The organism is Bradyrhizobium sp. USDA 4501, from assembly GCF_054062115.1.
Map to the genome: position 1 here is coordinate 2,943,215 of NZ_JBSSEX010000001.1, position 15,575 is coordinate 2,958,789.

Consider the following 15,575-nt stretch of genomic DNA (forward strand, 5'->3'; position numbering starts at 1 on the left):
ATGCATCTTCTCGACAACGAATCCGTCGCCGCCAGGACGCGGTCCGCAGCGCTTAGCAATGCATCTTCCGTGCCGGGGATTCCCGCCAATCAGGCGCCTCCGTCGATGGATCATCTCGACGAGCTGGAGGCGCAGAGCATCTACATTCTGCGCGAAGCGTTCGCCCGGCTGAAGAAGCTCGCGTTGCTGTGGTCGCTCGGCAAGGATTCCAACGTGATGATCTGGCTGGCGCGCAAGGCGTTCTTCGGCCGCGTCCCGTTCCCGGCATTGCACGTCGACACCGGCAAGAAATTTCCGGAGATGTACGCGTTCCGCGACCGCTTCGGAAAGGAATGGGATCTCGACCTGCGCGTCGAGCCCTGCCCGCCGATCGACAGCGTCGACCCGACCCTGCCGCCGGCCGCGCGTTCTGCCGCGCGCAAGACCGAGGGGTTGAAGCTCGCGCTCAACAAGTTCGGCTTTGACGGATTGATCGCCGGCATCCGCCGCGACGAAGAGGCCACCCGCGCCAAGGAGCGCGTGTTCTCGCCGCGCGGCCTCGAGGGCGAATGGGACGTCCGCGACCAGCCGCCGGAGTTCTGGGACCAGTTCAACGCCTCGCCGCCGCAAGGCGCGCACTTGCGCATCCATCCGATCCTGCATTGGACCGAGGCCGACATCTGGGCCTACACCAAGCGCGAGAATATTCCGATCATCCCGCTCTATCTCGCCAAGGACGGCAAGCGCTACCGCTCGCTGGGTGATGCCGACATCACCTTCCCGGTCGCCTCCACCGCCTCCAACATCGACGAGATCCTCACCGAGCTCGACGGCACCAAGGTCCCGGAGCGCGCCGGCCGCGCGCTCGACCACGAGACCGAGGATGCGTTCGAGCGGCTGCGCGTCGCCGGCTATCTCTGATCAACACTTCAAGCAACACCAAGCTTCGTGCGAGCGTTCCGATGAACATGATCCTTCCCACTGCCTCGATCTCGGCAACGCCCAACGGCACGACGCGGCCGCAGGTGCGCATCGTCATCGTCGGCCATGTCGATCACGGCAAGTCGACGCTGGTCGGGCGCCTGCTGCATGAGACCGGCAGCCTGCCCGACGGCAAGCTGGAAATGCTGAAGGCGGTGAGCGCGCGGCGCGGCATGCCGTTCGAGTGGTCGTTCCTGCTCGATGCGCTGCAGACCGAGCGCGACCAGGGCATCACCATCGACACCACCCAGATCCGCTTCCGCACCCGCTCGCGCGACGTCGTGCTGATCGACGCGCCCGGCCACGCAGAGTTCTTGCGCAACATGATCACCGGCGCCTCGCAGGCCGACGGCGCGGTGCTGATCATCGATGCGCTGGAAGGCGTGCGCGACCAGACCAGGCGGCACGGCTATCTCCTGCATCTGCTCGGCGTGAAGCAGGTCGCGGTCGTGGTCAACAAGATGGACCGCGTCGAGTTCAGCGCCGACCGCTTCAAGGAGATCAGCGACGAGATTTCCGCGCATCTGATCGGCCTCGGCGTGACCCCCACAGCCGTGATCCCGATCTCGGCGCGCGACGGCGACGGCGTTGCCGAACGCACGCCGCGGATCGACTGGTACAAGGGCGCGACCGTGGTCGAGGCGCTCGATGCGCTCGAGCCGGCACGCCCGCTGGCCGAGCTGCCGCTGCGGCTGCCGGTGCAGGCGATCTACAAGTTCGACGACCGCCGCATCGTGGCGGGCCGCATCGAGTCCGGCAGCCTGAAGGCCGGCGACGAGATCGTGATCATGCCGACCGGCAAGATCGCGCGGATCAAGACCGTTGAGAGCTGGCCGGTGACGCCGGTGAACGCCCCACAGGGCGCCGGACGCTCGGTCGGCATCACGCTCGACCGCGAGCTATTCCTCGAGCGCGGCGACATCATCGGACATTCCGGGCAGAGCCCGCGCGACACCCGCCGCATCCGCGCCCGGATCTTCTGGCTGCATGACAAGCCGCTGACCAAGGGCGAGCAGATCCTGATCCGGCTCGGCACCAAGGAAAGCCGCGCCACCGTGGTCGCGATCGAGAAGGCGGTCGATCCCGGCGCGCTGTCCAACGAAGAGAACACCGCGATCGCGCGCAACCATGTCGGCGAGATCGACATCTCGCTGGCGCAGCCGGTTGCAACCGATCCCTACACCGACAATCCGCGCACCGGCCGCCTCGTGATCGAGGTCAACGGCCGTATCGCCGGCGGCGGTCTCGTGCTGTCGGTCGACGCCGGCCGGCCGGCGGTGCCGGTCGATATCGTGCCGGTGGAGTCCGCGCTGCGGCCGGACGAGCGCTCGGCGCGCTACCACCACAACGGCGCAGTGATCTGGCTGACCGGCCTGCCCGGCTCGGGCAAGTCGACCCTGGCGCGGGCGCTGGAACGGCGCCTGTTCGGCAATGGCGGCTCGCCGATCCTGCTCGATGGCGACACGCTGCGTGCCGGGCTGAACGGCGATCTCGGCTTCTCGCCGCAGGACCGCGCCGAAAACATCCGCCGCCTCGCCGAAGTCGCGACCCATCTGGCGCGCAATGGCCATATCGCCATCGTCGCCGCGGTGTCGCCATCGACAGCCGACCGTGCGGCAGCTCGCCGCATCGCCGACAGCGCGTTCCGCGAGATCTATGTCGCAACGCCTGCCGAGGTCTGCGAGACCCGCGATCCGAAGGGCCATTACGCCAAGGCGCGCTCCGGCGGATTGCCGTCTTTCACCGGCATCACCAATGACTACCAGCCGCCGACCGGCAACGAACTGACCATCGACACCTCGAACCGCTCGGTCAGCGATGCCACCGACGAGATCGAGCGGATGCTGGCCACGACTGGCATCCTGTTCGACGAACTGACCGACCTCGCGGCGAATATTTAGCTTCTCTTGCTGTCATCGCGCGGCTTGTTGTCCAGGCGATCCAGTATTCCAGAGACAGCAATTATCGAGCCGATAGGCCGCGGCATACCGGATGCCCCGCTTGCAGCGGGGCAGACGGCGGTGTTGAGGCCTATTCGGCCGCGCGGCTTGCGGCCCCGTGCCGTACCATCCCCGGCGATTGCCCGGTGACACGCTTGAACGCGCGGCTGAACGCCGCCTGTGACGCATAGCCAAGCCGCTGCGCGATCACATCGATCGGCTGGCGTTCATGCTTGATCCATTGTGTCGCGAGACGCATGCGCAGCTCGGCAAGATAGCGCAGCGGCGATTGCCCGGTCATGGCCTGGAAGCGCTCGGCGAACAGCGAACGCGAGCAACCCGCCTCCGCCGCCAATTCAGCAACAGTCCAGTTGCGGCCGGGCGCGCGGTGCAGCGCGCCGATCGCGCGGCCGAGACGCGGATCACGCAAGGCCTCGAACCAGCCCATGGCGTTGTCGCCGCCGCATTCGACCCAGCCACGCACGATCGACGCGGCGAGCACATCGGCGAGCCGCGCCATCACGCCGACGGAGCCGGCCCGCGGCGTGCAGGTCTCCCGCTCCATGGCCTTCAGCATCGGTTCGATTTCCGGCTGGCGCGCAAGCAACGTGTCGGCCCGCATCACCTCCGGCATCAGCGCGATCAGCGGGCGCATGCCGCCAAGATCGAAATTCATGCAGGCGCTGAAGACCAGGACCGACTCGTCCTGCGGGCATCCTTCAGGGCAGGCCGATGTCACATCGACATTGCCGCACAGCGTCTCGGTCTCGAAACGCTCGACGTCGCAACTCGGCTCATCCGGGGCCGAGACAAGATCATGCGCGCCGCCGCGCGGCAGGAAAATCGCGTCACCGCATCCAAGGGGAAGCAGCGTCGCATCAGCGTAGCGCAGAAGTGCCGTGCCGTGTGCAACGAAGTGGAATTGCGCGCGTCCGTACGGCGTTTCGAACCGAAACCCGAAGGGCGCCCGCGTCTCGATCCGACGGTAGTGAACGCCCTCAAGCCGCATGCCGAGCAGCAACTCGCTCACCAGATCGACGGCGGCGTTGATCGTATCGGCGGCGGACGATCTGGACGAACGATCAAACATTAGAGTGTTTATGGCATAGATCGTCCAAAACCTCCAGCCTATGTCTGCGGCGGTGCAACATAGATGGAAGGTTCGGCCAATGGATCAAGAAGTGGACCCCGCTCTGGCGCACGCCGATGCCGTTGCGCTGATGCCGGGCGACGCCGCGCTCAAGGTTGGTGACAAGCCGGCCTCACCGGAAAGGCCCGCCTGGGGCGCCGTCGCGGCCATGATGCTGGGCGTCACCGCACTTCTGACGGCCGAGTTCCTGCCGTCCGGTCTGTTGACGCCGATGGCGCGCGATCTCGGTGTGAGTCCGGGCCTCGCCGGTCAGGCCGTGACCGCGACCTCGCTGGCCGGGCTGGTCGGAGCATTGTTCACGCCGACACTGACGCGCAGGTTCAATCGAAAGCCGGTGCTGCTCAGCTTTTCGATTCTCCTGGTGATCTCCAATCTGCTGGTGGCGCTGGCGCCGAGCATCACGTTCCTGCTGGCGGCGCGGATCGTGCTCGGCCTTGCCATCGGCGGGTTTTGGGCGATGGCGGCAGCGACGACGATCAGGCTGGTACCGCCGTCGCTGGTTGCCCGGGCCTTGTCGATCGTGATGAGCGGCATTCCCGCCGCGATGATCATTGCCGTTCCGCTCGGCAGCTATCTCGGCGAGGTGGCGAGCTGGCGCTCCGTGTTCCTGCTCGCGACGGCATTGGGCGCAGCGGTATTCGTCATCCAGGCACTCGCTCTGCCGCGTTTGGCCCCAAGGGGAGAAGCCGGGCTCGACACCCTGATCGACATCCTGACACGGCCGGGGATCGGCGCCGGCATCTTGGCGGCAACGTTGGTCTTCACCGGACACTTCGGCTATTTCGGCTATATCCGTCCATTCCTCGAGAGCGTGACCGGGCTGGGCGCCGCCGGAGTTGCGGCGACCTTGCTTGCCTTCGGCGTCGCCAATTACCTCGGCTCGTTCGCGAGCGGGCTGATGGCCGAGCGCAAACTCAAGCTCACGCTGATCGCGATGCCGCTGGCGATCGGCGTGATCGGTCTGTTGCTCTCGGTCTTTGGCAAGGACGTCATTCCGGCTCTGGTGCTGGTCGCACTCTGGGGCTTCGCCTTCAGCGGCGTACCGGTCGCGACCACGACATGGATCACCCGCATGGTGCCCGACGAGACCGAGAGCGGGACCGGACTGACCGTGGCGTCGATCTTCCTCGGCATCACCATGGGCGCGGCCGGCGGCGGGCTGGTGCTTGATCTGATGGGCGCAGCCGCTGTGTTCGTAGCGGGCGCAATTCCACCTGGTGCTCGCTGCATTGCTGATCGCCAGCAAGGTACGCACCGGGGCGCCCTGACGGGCCTTTCCGGGCGCGGACCCTGTCGTTTGGAAAATTCGGGGTCGCCGCCCGGGTGACGGTGTAGCGTGGGGCCGGAAAGGGGCCTTCTCAGAACCGGGACTTTAGGGCTAAAAGGGCCGTGAACGCGGCCCTTTGGCGCGTTTTTTGCTGATTTCTTCTGAAAACAGCCCCTAAACGCCCCATTTCTTTGAGAAAGCCCATCATGACTCGTGTCGATGCCCATGGATTGAAGATCGCCCCTGTCTTGTTCGATTTCATCGCCAAGGAGGCGACGCCGAAAACCGGGATCGCCCCGGATGCGTTCTGGGCCGGACTTGCCGCCATCATCCAGAAGCTCGGACCGAAGAACCGCGAGTTGCTCGCGGTCCGCGACACGCTGCAGGCCAAGATCGACGACTGGCATCGCGCCAACAGGGGCAAGGCGTTCGACATCAACGCCTACACCGCGTTCCTCAAGGACATCGGCTACCTGCTGCCCGAGCCCGCGACCCACAAGGTCGAGACATCAAATGTCGATGAGGAAATCGGCAAGATCTGCGGCCCGCAGCTGGTGGTGCCGCTCACCAACGCCCGCTACGCGCTGAACGCCGCCAACGCGCGCTGGGGTTCGCTGTACGACGCGTTCTACGGCACCGACGCGATCCCGCACGATCCGAGCGAGGCTGGCCGTGGCTACAACAAGGCCCGCGGCGACAAGGTGATCGCGAAGGCGAAGGCGTTCCTCGACGCCGCCGTGCCGCTTGCGACCGGAAGCCACACCGACGTCACCTCCTACGCCGTGATCGCGGGCAAGCTCTCGGTCAAGCTGAAGAGCGGCAACTCGACCGCGCTGAAGAACGCCGCCCAGTTCGCCGGCTATCAGGGCGACGCCGCTCAGCCTTCCGCGATCCTGCTCGTCAACAACGGCATGCATGTCGAGGTCAAGATCGACCGCAACAACGTGATCGGCAAGGATGACCCGGCCGGCGTCGCCGACATGATCCTGGAATCGGCGGTCTCCACCATTCTCGACATGGAGGACTCGGTCGCTGCCGTCGACGCCGAGGACAAGGTGCTGGTCTATCGCAACACGCTCGGCCTGATGAACGGCACGCTGTCGGCCGATTTCGAGAAGGGCGGCAAGACGCTGACCCGCTCGCTCAATGCCGACCGCGTCTACAAGAAGCCCGACGGCAGCGAGCTGAAGCTGCACGGCCGCAGCCTGCTGTTGATGCGCAATGTTGGCCACCACATGTTCACCGACGCCGTGCTCGACGCCAAGGGCGAGGAAATCCCGGAAGGCATCCTGGATGCCGCGGTCGCCGGCCTGCTCGCGATCCACGACCTCAAGGGCAATTCCAAGGTCAGGAACAGCCGCACCGGCTCGGCCTATATCGTCAAGCCGAAGATGCACGGGCCCGACGAGGTGACGCTGACCTGCGACCTGTTCGCCGAGGTGGAAAAGATGCTCGGCCTGCCGGAGAACACGCTGAAGGTCGGCATCATGGACGAGGAGCGCCGCACCACGGTCAACCTCAAGGCCTGCATCCAGCGCGCCTCCAAGCGCATCATGTTCATCAACACCGGCTTCCTCGACCGTACCGGCGACGAGATCCACACCTCGATGGAGGCGGGTCCGATGATCCGCAAGAACGACATGAAGGCCCAGCCGTGGATCAGGGCCTATGAGGATTGGAACGTCGACAACGGCCTGATCGACGGCCTGCCCGGCCATGCCCAGATCGGCAAGGGCATGTGGGCCGCCCCCGACAAGATGGCCGACATGCTGGTGCAGAAGATCGGCCATCCGCAGGCCGGTGCCACCACCGCCTGGGTGCCGTCGCCGACCGCGGCCACGCTGCACGCGCTGCACTATCACCAGGTCAATGTGATCGCCCGCCAGCAGGAGCTCGCCAAGGGTGGGCCGCGTGCCAAGCTCTCCGACATCCTCACCATTCCGGTGTCGCAGTCGAACTGGGCGCCCGACGATGTGAAGCAGGAGATCGACAACAACTGCCAGGGCATCCTGGGCTACGTCGTGCGCTGGATCGACCAGGGCGTCGGCTGCTCCAAGGTGCCCGACATCCACGATGTCGGGCTGATGGAAGACCGCGCCACGCTGCGCATCTCGAGCCAGCACCTCGCGAACTGGCTGCATCAGGGCGTCATCACCAGGGACCAGGTGATGGAGTCGCTGAAGCGCATGGCTGTCGTCGTCGACAAGCAGAACGCCGGCGATTCGCTCTACAAACCGATGGCGCCCGCGTTCGATGGCACCGCCTTCAAGGCCGCCTGCGACCTGATCTTTGAGGGCCGCACGCAGCCGAACGGCTATACCGAATACATCCTCACCGCGCGCCGCCGCGAGGCCAAGGCCGCGGGCTGATCTGCAAGCGATCGCAACGACAAGCAAAAGCCCCGGCGATAAGCCGGGGCTTTTTTGTTGGCGCCGCAAGTGACGCCGGAATAGCCGGATGCGATCGCCTGCCGTCGCAGGGGCGCACTGCCAAATTATCGAAAACAACCCCATGCAAAGGTGCCGGCGGATACGGCGACTTGACTCGTCGGGCAAATCAGCTCTACATTTCCATTATCCCGAAATCGTGCAGACGCCCTCGCCGTGTCACCCCCCGCTCATGCATGCGCGGGTGACGACACCGAGAAGCTGTTTGACAACTTGAATCACGACCGCCGCCATCGTCGTCCTTGCCTAGTGCGCAATTGCGCACCAGGCAGGGACGACGATGAGGATGGTTGCGCTTCGCTCCTCGCAATGACGGATCTAGAACACCGCCAGATACTTCAGCAGCGAGATGATGCCGATGATGATGACGACGGCGCGCGCGATCTGCTTGGCGCGGCCGTCGAGCGGCAGCATGTTGATGAGATAAAGAACGAGAATAACGACAAGGAAGGTGACGAGTACGCCGACGAGCATGCGGAGCCCCCTGATGGCATCGGTGAATGTGCTGTTCGCCCTTTGCTAACGTGCAGGAGGCAGGCCGGTTCCGCGCCAGGAACCGAAGGCGGCCGCCCGCGTGTGATCGACGCTACTCGCGCGCCACCACCGCCGGCCGGCCATATTTGGCGCGGATGCGATCCGGCGCCGGCGTGAAGTTGAGCTGCGCGCCGCGCCGGTCCGGACGGCTCACCGACATCAGCCCGTCCTTGCCGGCGACGATGTCGCCCTTGCGCAAGGTCGGATCGTCCTCGATTTTCACCGCGGCGAGGCCGACAGAGTCCTTGCCGTTGCAGGTGCAGCCCGAGACCAGCTCGTCGCGATAGCGGAACGCGTTCGGCAGCTCGGAATACGGCTTGCCGTCTTCCGTCGCGGCGTTGTCGATATTGCCGCCATAGACCACTTCGGTCGCGCTCGCCGGACAGAAGCTGTTGCAGCTTTCCGCCTTGCTCTGGTTGCCGGTCGACGCAAGCGGGAAATAGCGGCCGTCGCAGGTCCGCACGCAATAGGCCTGGCCGACGTCATAGCGTGGACGGCGCTCGACCCGCGGCATCATAGGCGGCCCATCGTCGAACGGCATCCGAATCATCGGCGGGCGGCCATGCATGAAGCCGCCGAACAGTTGCGAGAAGAAATCCTGGGCTTGCGCCGCAGGCGCAAGGGACAGGCCAAGCACTGCCGCGGTCCCGAACGCCCACCGCCTGGAGTATCGCGTCACCATCACCGGCCCTCAGTACAACATCGATCGTCAGTACAACGAGGAAGCCGTCGGGATGTTCATCGCCTGACGCCCGGACGGCAGCGTCGCCGCCGCGGGGCGCGGCCGCGCCGCGGCCGGCCGGACCGAGATCTGCGTCGTGGTCGGGCCGATCTCGCGCGCGGCGAGGTGCGGCGCGTTCTTCGGCAGCACCACGACCCTGGTGCCGACATCGACCCGGCTGAACAGGTCGGAAACGTCTTCATTGGTCAGGCGGATGCAGCCGGACGAGACGAACTTGCCGATCGTCGAGGGATCGTTGGTGCCGTGGATGCGGTATTCGCTGGAGCCGAGATACATCGCGCGCGCACCGAGCGGGTTGCCCGGGCCGCCGGCCATGAAGCGCGGCAGATAGGGCTGGCGCCTGATCATCTCGGCCGGCGGATGCCAGTCCGGCCATTCGGCCTTGCGGCTGATGGTCTGTGTGCCGGCCCAGGTGAAGCCCTCGCGGCCGACGCCGACGCCGTAGCGGATCGCTCGGCCGCCGCCGAGCACGTAATAGAGTGCGGTGTTGCCGGTTTCGATGATGATGGTGCCGGGCGCCTCAGTCGTATTGAGCGCGACGGTGGTCCGGCGCAGCCGCCGCTCCGGCAGCGCGCCGTCCTCGCCGGCCCCACTCGAGGGGTCGTTCATCACCTCGTCGGCGGGAAATGCGCCCGGCTGCGTCGGCGCATAGCCGAGCGCGGAAGAACGGACCTGGGCGCTGGCCGACGTGGCGACAACAAACGGCGTCGCAAACAGGACGCTGGCGAAGGCAAGGGTGCGGGCAAGGGTGCGCGCGGCGCGCGACGCAAGCCGGCGGCTGGAAACAGACTGCTGTGTCATGTGCTGCCCCTGGACGGGATGCGCATCGTGGTGATGCGATGCCGGACCAACGCGCATGGCCGCGAGTCGGTTCCGCCGCGAATCGTCCCGAAGCTGCGACTGTCAACCCGTCACGTCTCACGAACGCGCGACGGAACTTTCCGAGGAGCGGCCCGTTGTCATCGCGCCATTCGACGCGCGGGGCGACCACGCGACGGGTTTGTTCGTCCTCACGCGGGAGGAGTTCGGTGCGCGCCTTTCCAAGTGAAGACCTGCTTGGCAAAGCGCCCGAAGGCACGCCAGTCCCCGACAGCAAGATCGAACTGCCGCCGGTTGTCAGCCGCGCCGAGGCCGTCGCTTTCGCATTGATGGCCCTGCTGGTTATCGTCATTGTCGCGGTGCTCTATTTCGCACGCGCCTTCTTCCTCCCGATCACCATGGCCTTCATCGTCGGCACCATGCTGTCGCCGGCGGCGAGCATGCTCGAACGCTATCGGATTCCGCGCGCGCTCGGCGCGGTCGTCATCGTGATCGCGGTCGGCGCCGCCGTCAGCTTCATGGTCGGGCTTATTGCCTCGCCGGTGATGGAGTGGAGCTCGCGGCTGCCCGAGCTCGGCGCGATCCTGAAGGAGAAGCTGCACGTGTTCGACCGGCCGCTCGCGCTGTGGCAGGAATTGCAGACCATGGTCGGCGGCTCCGATACGCTGGCCACGCTCCAACTGCCGAAATTCGAATGGGTGCAGCCGACGCTGGAATTCCTGTCGCCGACCTTCGCCGAATTCCTGCTGTTCATCGCGACCCTGATCCTGTTCATCGCAAGCTGGAAGGATCTGCGCCGCGCACTGGTGATGGCATTCAGCGAACGCACGGCGCGGCTGCGTACGCTGCGCATCCTCAACGAGGTCGAGACCCATCTCGGCAATTATCTTCTGATGGTGACCATGATCAATGTCGGCGTGGGCATCGTCACCGGCGCGATCTGCGCAGCAACGGGCATGCCAAATCCGGCTGGGCTCGGTGCGCTCGCCGCCACGCTGAACTTCGTTCCGATCATCGGGCCGATCGCGATGTTTGTCGTGCTGGTCGCGGTCGGCATCATCGCCTCGCCGACCATCGGCGCCGGGCTGATCGCGCCGGCCTGCTTTGCCGTCGTGACCTTCATGGAAGGACATTTCGTCACGCCGACGATCGTCGGCCGCAGACTGTCGCTGAACGCGCTCGCAGTCTTCCTGGCGCTGGCGTTCTGGACCTGGCTATGGGGCCCGATGGGCGCCTTCCTGTCGTCGCCGCTCCTGATCGTGGCACTGATCGTCAAGGAGCATTTGATGCCGGTCAATTCGCCGCAGCTGCCGGAGGAGTAGTGTCCCGAATCCGAAGTTCGCATCATTTGCCGTACCTTCGGCGCGAACTTCGGATTCGATAAGGACACTAGCAAACTTATGATTCTAGTGTGCTTTATGAATGCGAAGTTCGTGAAAGTGGCTGGCGCGAAATCGCACGACCTTCGCATTCAGCACACTAGCAAGGCGTTCTCGAGCGAAGCCGGCACCGTTTGAAAGCCCGGTTTCACGGCTGGAACCATGCACCGCGCGGCGCGTTTTTGCTCCAGCACGCAAGTTCTCCGGGAGCTTTTCGATGTCGAGCACGGACAGCGCATTTGGGATCAAGAACATGACGGACAAAGCGACCTACGAACGCCTTGAAAAGGATGTCACCGCCGTGAAGAACGATATCGCCGCCCTCACCGAACAGATCACCGACGCGCTGAACTCGTTTGCCAACAACGCGGGCAAGCAGGCCCGCCGCCGCTACAAGGATGCGCGCGCCAGTGCGGAAGATACACTCGACGACATGTCGGAGCGCGGCAGCGCGATGATGGGCGCGGCGCAGGATGCCGCATCCTCGATCGAGGAATCGCTGGAAGATATGATCACGCAGCGGCCGCTGGCGACGGTCGGCCTTGCGCTCGGTCTCGGCTTCCTGATCGGCGTCACCTGGCGTCGCTAGGCAATCTGCGGTCTCCGGGGGATGAGCCCCATGGTGGCGATCACGCGGAAACCACCCCTCTGGATGCGATGGCGGCGCTGGCGCGCCGCCGCCGCGTTTGTCGACGCGCTCTTCAGGGCAAGGTTCGAGGCAAGATTCAGGGCAAGATTCAGGGCAGGGCCGGTCGATGCTTCAGCGGCTGATCAATGACGTCAAGGATTCCACCGGCAACGCGCTGCGGCTGACGTCGCTGGCCGCAGCCGCCGCGATCGCGCTGTTCATCACCATCGGCTTTCTGTGCGCCGCCGCCTTCGTCTACGTGCTGCAGCACTACGGGCCGGTGGAAGCGTGCCTCGCCGGCGCCGCGCTGTTCCTTGTCGTCACGCTGATCACCGCCAGCGTCTACATCGTGCGCAAGCGCGAGATGCGCCGCCGCGCCGAGAAGGCGGCAAAGGCCGCCGCGGCCAATGTGTTTGCCGATCCGGTGGTGGTCGCCACTGGCCTGCAGATCGTGCGGGCCATCGGGGCGAAGCGGCTCATCCCGATCCTGGCGATCGGCGGCCTCGCACTTGGCCTGATGGCAGGCCGCAGCGCTGCCAGCGGCGGCGAGGCGGACGAGGAGGAATAGCCTGCGTTGCCCGGTAAGGTGCAAACCGCAACCGACGATGTCATCGCCCCGGGCTGAACATCAAGCCGGGCGATGACGCCGTCGATATTAGACGACTGTGCGCCCTTTTCAGGTCACGCAGCGGCCGGGCTGCAGCAGCTTGGCCACTTCGGTCAGCACGCTGACCACGGGCTCGCAGGCCACCTTGCGGGTGTCGCCGGGCCGTGCCCGAGCCGGCACCGCGGGGCGATGGCGCGCCTCTTCCTTGGCCACGGGGACGCGGACCAGCACCGACGTATCGGGAAGCCGCTCGACCTTCAGCGCAACGGTCCGGCTCGGCAGGCCGATGACCGGAACCGTGGAACGGTCGGTCTTGGCGGCGCGATTGACGGCGCTCTCCGGCGCCAGTGCGGTGGTGACCTGCTGGCGGCCGATGAGATCGTGGCCAGATGCCAGCTGGACGGCGCCAAGCGTCAGCCCAGCCGCCAGCGCAGCGAAAATTCCCATCTGAATCTTTGACATGGTGATGTCCCTCGCCCCATGGAAATTCGCTCGACGATCCCTTGGCGATCCCGGACACAACGCGAACGAAACCCGCGGGGTTCTCGCGTCCGGCCATCACTTAACCGTGTACGAAAATATTTTCGCTTGTGCGGAACGACTCAGGGGGTCTGCGAGTCTTTGGAAGAGCCGGTTATTCCCCCTGCCCCATTGACCGGCGACGTAGGGCGCGACCGTGGTGATGCCGGTCGCGCCCTGCTCTTTTCTGGTGTGCCGCAAACGATGCGTCAGCCGGCCTGTCGCTCACCGGTCGCAATCGAAAAATCTGAAACCAATGGCCCGGTCCTCCCACTCGCGAGAGGACCGTCCGCGTCAGGCATTGTCGTTCGATGGCATGTCCTGGGATCGAACAACCGTCACTTCACGGCAGGACGGGCAACGACCGACGTGAAACTTGATTCCGGTTGTCTGGTCGTCGACGAGCATCAATTCGCTCAAGGGCTCACCGCATTTGCAGGTGACCGTTTTCTGATCGGCAAAGTACATCTGACGTCCTCCATAAGCCTGGAGATTTCTCGTCTTCGGGGCGAGCTTGTTTGCGCCGTGCTCGCCCCCTCGCTTCCGCTCCTTCTCGGTCGATCAGATCCGGGCCATCCGGATTGGTGGGTGTGACTCCAAGCGCTTATTTCGAAGCGGATTTCGTCTTCCGTAACTCCGCAGCTTCGCGCGCCTGCCGTTCGGCCTTGAGGCGCTGGAAGTTGTCGTAGAACGCCTTCTCGTTGGCGCGATGCTCCTTCATCGCCTGCGATGCATCTTGCTGACGCTGCGCATCACGGTCCTTGCGCTGCTGGGGAGTAAGATTCATGCGACCTCCGACTAAGCTCTTGAATCAACGCTGGATTCAACGCACGAGGCCGGAAAAGGTTGCACCTTGGCAAGCAACTGGATCTATTTGCGCAGGCTCGCCCAGACGCCGCCGAGGATCAAAAGGCCGCCAACCAGATGGATCAGCTTCGGCGGCTCGCCAAGGATGATCCAGGACAGCAGCGCGCTCGCGATCGGTGCGACGTAGAGCACCAGCGAGCTCCGCACCGAGCCGAATCTCGCGCCGAGCCAGGCGAAGCCGGCATAGGCGATCAGGCCGGGCACGAGGCCGGCGAAGACATAGGCCTCGAACGCCCGGGTGTTGAACACCTCCGCCGGCATGGCCCACATCTCCCGGAGCGCCTGCGGCAGCGAGCACAGCGCGCCGGCCGCCGAGAACAGGCTGACCCGAGCCAGCAGCGAGGCGCGCGGCGCGACGCGCGACTGCAGCAGCGTGTAGCCGGACCAGCCGAGCATCGCGCACACCACCAGGAGATCGCCCCAGGCCGCGCTCGATTGCGTCAGCGTTTCCAGATGACCGCCCGAGACGATCAGGAGCGCGCCGCCGAGCGCCAGCGCCGTGCCGAGCCATTGCAGCGGACCAATATGCTCGATGCCGAGCGCCGCCGAGATCAGCAGCACCATGATCGGCGACAGCGCGAAGATCAGCGCGATGTGGATCGTCGTGGTCGTGATGCCGGCGATGTAGACCGGGCCGCCGCACAGGAACATGCCGAGGAAGCCGGCGGCGAAGATCGGCCAGAGGTTCTGCGCCAGCGGGATCTTGCCGTCGCGGATCGCTGCGATCGCAAACGGCGCGAGGCCGATGGCGATGATGCTCCAGCGGAAGAAGGCCAGCGAAAACGGCGGCACCGAGCCGGCAAGCCCGCGCGCCAGAACCTGGTTGGAGGCCTGCCCGACCGCGACCAGTATGAAGCCGGTCAGCGCGACCGCGTCCTCCCAGCCCTTGGTAGGGCGGCTGACCTGCGCCTTCGGCGGCTCCGCATCCATGACACCGCCCCCTCAGCCGGCGCGCGATCGGCTCACACGTCCGCTACTGCTCGGCCGCCTCGCGCTCCATGTCGCGGCCGGCGAGATCCTCGCCCTGCATGTTGGCGTATTCGCGCGCCATCTCGCGCATCAGGAATTTGGCAGGGACGTCATGATAGCTGCCGTGGTCGTTGACATACTGCATGTAGGCGCGCCCTTCGCCGTCGAATGGATGCAGCAGCGCGTCGGCATGGCCGTCGAAATCGAGCGGTTTGACGCCGAGCTTCGCGCACAGCGTGTCGTTGAAGGTCGGGGTCGCCTTGCGCCAGGCGTCATCGACGAACACTTCGGTGAAGCCGTGCCAGGTGAACAGGTCCGAGCCCATGCTCTGGCGCAGCTTCTCGGTGGTGAGATGGTTGCGCACATCGGCGAAGCCGACACGCGCCGGGATGCCGTGGACCCGGCAGGCCGCGGCATAGAGCGCAGCCTTGCCGACGCAGTAGCCGTTGCCGGCGGCGAGCACGCTGGAGGCCCGGTAGCTCTCGGGCGAGCGCATGCTGACATAGGGGTTGTAGCGGATGCTGTCGCGCACCGCGGTGTAGAGCCGGCGCGCCTTGTCGCGCGCGCTGGCGTCGGACGGAACGGCGGCGCGGGCGAACGCCTCGACGGCGGGATGGTCGCTGTCGACATATTCGCCGGGGTCGGTGTAGAGGCGGCTGATCGTATCGGGGAGATGCTCGGTCATGGCGCGAGCTTAGCAAGCCATGTGCGCAGTTCAATGCAGCACGTGCAGCCCGTCCCGCAGCC

The 15,575-nt window shown here is 65.5% G+C and carries 17 protein-coding genes; 7 read left to right on the forward strand and 10 right to left on the reverse strand.

Annotated features, from left to right (window positions below):
* Nucleotides 1-105: 105 nt before the first annotated feature.
* Together cysD and cysC are read left to right on the forward strand one after the other, a co-directional pair.
* A complete protein-coding gene (gene cysD, locus ACVWZM_RS13425) occupies nucleotides 106-900 on the forward strand; it encodes a sulfate adenylyltransferase subunit CysD (protein WP_057016181.1) in 795 nt (264 codons plus the stop codon).
* Nucleotides 901-941: 41 nt separating this feature from the next.
* Complete coding sequence (gene cysC, locus ACVWZM_RS13430) at nucleotides 942-2,861, forward strand: adenylyl-sulfate kinase (RefSeq protein WP_456853501.1); 1,920 nt, start codon at nucleotides 942-944, stop codon at nucleotides 2,859-2,861.
* Nucleotides 2,862-2,991: 130 nt separating this feature from the next.
* On the opposite strand, the gene ACVWZM_RS13435 is transcribed toward cysC, so the two are convergent.
* Nucleotides 2,992-3,990 (reverse strand): AraC family transcriptional regulator, encoded by a 999-nt coding sequence (locus ACVWZM_RS13435; protein WP_057016148.1) that lies wholly within the window; start codon nucleotides 3,988-3,990, stop codon nucleotides 2,992-2,994.
* A gap of 79 nt (nucleotides 3,991-4,069) precedes the next feature.
* Between ACVWZM_RS13435 and ACVWZM_RS13440 the strand changes: the two genes are divergently transcribed.
* Complete coding sequence (locus tag ACVWZM_RS13440; RefSeq protein WP_456853504.1) at nucleotides 4,070-5,377, forward strand: MFS transporter; 1,308 nt, start codon at nucleotides 4,070-4,072, stop codon at nucleotides 5,375-5,377.
* Between the two features lie 146 nt (nucleotides 5,378-5,523).
* A complete protein-coding gene (locus ACVWZM_RS13445; RefSeq protein ID WP_456853506.1) occupies nucleotides 5,524-7,686 on the forward strand; it encodes a malate synthase G in 2,163 nt (720 codons plus the stop codon).
* 396 nt (nucleotides 7,687-8,082) lie between these two features.
* Here the strand turns inward: ACVWZM_RS13445 and ACVWZM_RS13450 are convergent, their stop codons facing one another.
* The 3 genes from ACVWZM_RS13450 to ACVWZM_RS13460 form a co-directional block, all read right to left on the reverse strand.
* Entirely contained in the window at nucleotides 8,083-8,238 is a 156-nt protein-coding gene (locus ACVWZM_RS13450) for a Thivi_2564 family membrane protein (RefSeq protein WP_085970696.1), read from the reverse strand.
* A 112-nt stretch (nucleotides 8,239-8,350) separates the two neighbouring features.
* Nucleotides 8,351-8,980, reverse strand: a complete 630-nt coding sequence (locus ACVWZM_RS13455) for a DUF2865 domain-containing protein (RefSeq protein WP_057016146.1) — start codon at nucleotides 8,978-8,980, stop codon at nucleotides 8,351-8,353.
* A 27-nt stretch (nucleotides 8,981-9,007) separates the two neighbouring features.
* Nucleotides 9,008-9,841: a L,D-transpeptidase gene (locus tag ACVWZM_RS13460; protein ID WP_456853508.1), complete on the reverse strand. Its 834-nt coding sequence runs from the start codon at nucleotides 9,839-9,841 to the stop codon at nucleotides 9,008-9,010.
* Nucleotides 9,842-10,068: 227 nt separating this feature from the next.
* On the opposite strand from ACVWZM_RS13460, the gene ACVWZM_RS13465 reads away from it, so the two are divergent.
* Nucleotides 10,069-11,181 carry an AI-2E family transporter gene (locus tag ACVWZM_RS13465; protein WP_456853510.1) on the forward strand — a complete coding sequence of 371 codons (1,113 nt, stop codon included), beginning with the start codon at nucleotides 10,069-10,071 and terminating at the stop codon, nucleotides 11,179-11,181.
* Between the two features lie 84 nt (nucleotides 11,182-11,265).
* On the opposite strand, the gene ACVWZM_RS13470 is transcribed toward ACVWZM_RS13465, so the two are convergent.
* Nucleotides 11,266-11,466 carry a hypothetical protein gene (locus ACVWZM_RS13470; protein WP_456853512.1) on the reverse strand — a complete coding sequence of 67 codons (201 nt, stop codon included), beginning with the start codon at nucleotides 11,464-11,466 and terminating at the stop codon, nucleotides 11,266-11,268.
* Here ACVWZM_RS13470 and ACVWZM_RS13475 point away from each other — a divergent pair.
* Together ACVWZM_RS13475 and ACVWZM_RS13480 are read left to right on the forward strand one after the other, a co-directional pair.
* Complete coding sequence (locus tag ACVWZM_RS13475; protein WP_016842979.1) at nucleotides 11,456-11,827, forward strand: DUF883 family protein; 372 nt, start codon at nucleotides 11,456-11,458, stop codon at nucleotides 11,825-11,827. The genes ACVWZM_RS13470 and ACVWZM_RS13475 overlap by 11 nt on opposite strands.
* A gap of 166 nt (nucleotides 11,828-11,993) precedes the next feature.
* Nucleotides 11,994-12,434, forward strand: coding sequence for a hypothetical protein (locus ACVWZM_RS13480; protein ID WP_456853514.1), 441 nt, complete (start codon nucleotides 11,994-11,996; stop codon nucleotides 12,432-12,434).
* 108 nt (nucleotides 12,435-12,542) lie between these two features.
* Here the strand turns inward: ACVWZM_RS13480 and ACVWZM_RS13485 are convergent, their stop codons facing one another.
* From ACVWZM_RS13485 to ACVWZM_RS13505, 5 genes are all read right to left on the reverse strand, one after another.
* A complete protein-coding gene (locus ACVWZM_RS13485) occupies nucleotides 12,543-12,935 on the reverse strand; it encodes a hypothetical protein (RefSeq protein ID WP_076824921.1) in 393 nt (130 codons plus the stop codon).
* Nucleotides 12,936-13,286: 351 nt separating this feature from the next.
* Nucleotides 13,287-13,460, reverse strand: coding sequence for a hypothetical protein (locus tag ACVWZM_RS13490; RefSeq protein WP_168857994.1), 174 nt, complete (start codon nucleotides 13,458-13,460; stop codon nucleotides 13,287-13,289).
* 136 nt (nucleotides 13,461-13,596) lie between these two features.
* Nucleotides 13,597-13,779, reverse strand: coding sequence for a hypothetical protein (locus ACVWZM_RS13495; protein ID WP_057016142.1), 183 nt, complete (start codon nucleotides 13,777-13,779; stop codon nucleotides 13,597-13,599).
* Between the two features lie 83 nt (nucleotides 13,780-13,862).
* Nucleotides 13,863-14,789 carry a DMT family transporter gene (locus tag ACVWZM_RS13500; RefSeq protein ID WP_456853516.1) on the reverse strand — a complete coding sequence of 309 codons (927 nt, stop codon included), beginning with the start codon at nucleotides 14,787-14,789 and terminating at the stop codon, nucleotides 13,863-13,865.
* 43 nt (nucleotides 14,790-14,832) lie between these two features.
* Nucleotides 14,833-15,513 carry a transglutaminase-like domain-containing protein gene (locus ACVWZM_RS13505; protein ID WP_456853518.1) on the reverse strand — a complete coding sequence of 227 codons (681 nt, stop codon included), beginning with the start codon at nucleotides 15,511-15,513 and terminating at the stop codon, nucleotides 14,833-14,835.
* Nucleotides 15,514-15,575: the final 62 nt, after the last annotated feature.

Excerpts from the sequence above, each read along its gene's own strand:
- cysD (WP_057016181.1), top strand. The coding sequence starts at position 106 with ATGGATCATCTCGACGAGCTGGAGGCGCAGAGCATCTACATTCTGCGC.
- cysC (WP_456853501.1), top strand. The coding sequence starts at position 942 with ATGAACATGATCCTTCCCACTGCCTCGATCTCGGCAACGCCCAACGGC.
- ACVWZM_RS13435 (WP_057016148.1), bottom strand. The coding sequence starts at position 3,990 with ATGTTTGATCGTTCGTCCAGATCGTCCGCCGCCGATACGATCAACGCC.
- ACVWZM_RS13440 (WP_456853504.1), top strand. The coding sequence starts at position 4,070 with ATGGATCAAGAAGTGGACCCCGCTCTGGCGCACGCCGATGCCGTTGCG.
- ACVWZM_RS13445 (WP_456853506.1), top strand. The coding sequence starts at position 5,524 with ATGACTCGTGTCGATGCCCATGGATTGAAGATCGCCCCTGTCTTGTTC.
- ACVWZM_RS13450 (WP_085970696.1), bottom strand. The coding sequence starts at position 8,238 with ATGCTCGTCGGCGTACTCGTCACCTTCCTTGTCGTTATTCTCGTTCTT.
- ACVWZM_RS13455 (WP_057016146.1), bottom strand. The coding sequence starts at position 8,980 with ATGGTGACGCGATACTCCAGGCGGTGGGCGTTCGGGACCGCGGCAGTG.
- ACVWZM_RS13460 (WP_456853508.1), bottom strand. The coding sequence starts at position 9,841 with ATGACACAGCAGTCTGTTTCCAGCCGCCGGCTTGCGTCGCGCGCCGCG.
- ACVWZM_RS13475 (WP_016842979.1), top strand. The coding sequence starts at position 11,456 with ATGTCGAGCACGGACAGCGCATTTGGGATCAAGAACATGACGGACAAA.
- ACVWZM_RS13480 (WP_456853514.1), top strand. The coding sequence starts at position 11,994 with ATGCTTCAGCGGCTGATCAATGACGTCAAGGATTCCACCGGCAACGCG.
- ACVWZM_RS13485 (WP_076824921.1), bottom strand. The coding sequence starts at position 12,935 with ATGTCAAAGATTCAGATGGGAATTTTCGCTGCGCTGGCGGCTGGGCTG.
- ACVWZM_RS13490 (WP_168857994.1), bottom strand. The coding sequence starts at position 13,460 with ATGTACTTTGCCGATCAGAAAACGGTCACCTGCAAATGCGGTGAGCCC.
- ACVWZM_RS13495 (WP_057016142.1), bottom strand. The coding sequence starts at position 13,779 with ATGAATCTTACTCCCCAGCAGCGCAAGGACCGTGATGCGCAGCGTCAG.
- ACVWZM_RS13500 (WP_456853516.1), bottom strand. The coding sequence starts at position 14,789 with ATGGATGCGGAGCCGCCGAAGGCGCAGGTCAGCCGCCCTACCAAGGGC.
- ACVWZM_RS13505 (WP_456853518.1), bottom strand. The coding sequence starts at position 15,513 with ATGACCGAGCATCTCCCCGATACGATCAGCCGCCTCTACACCGACCCC.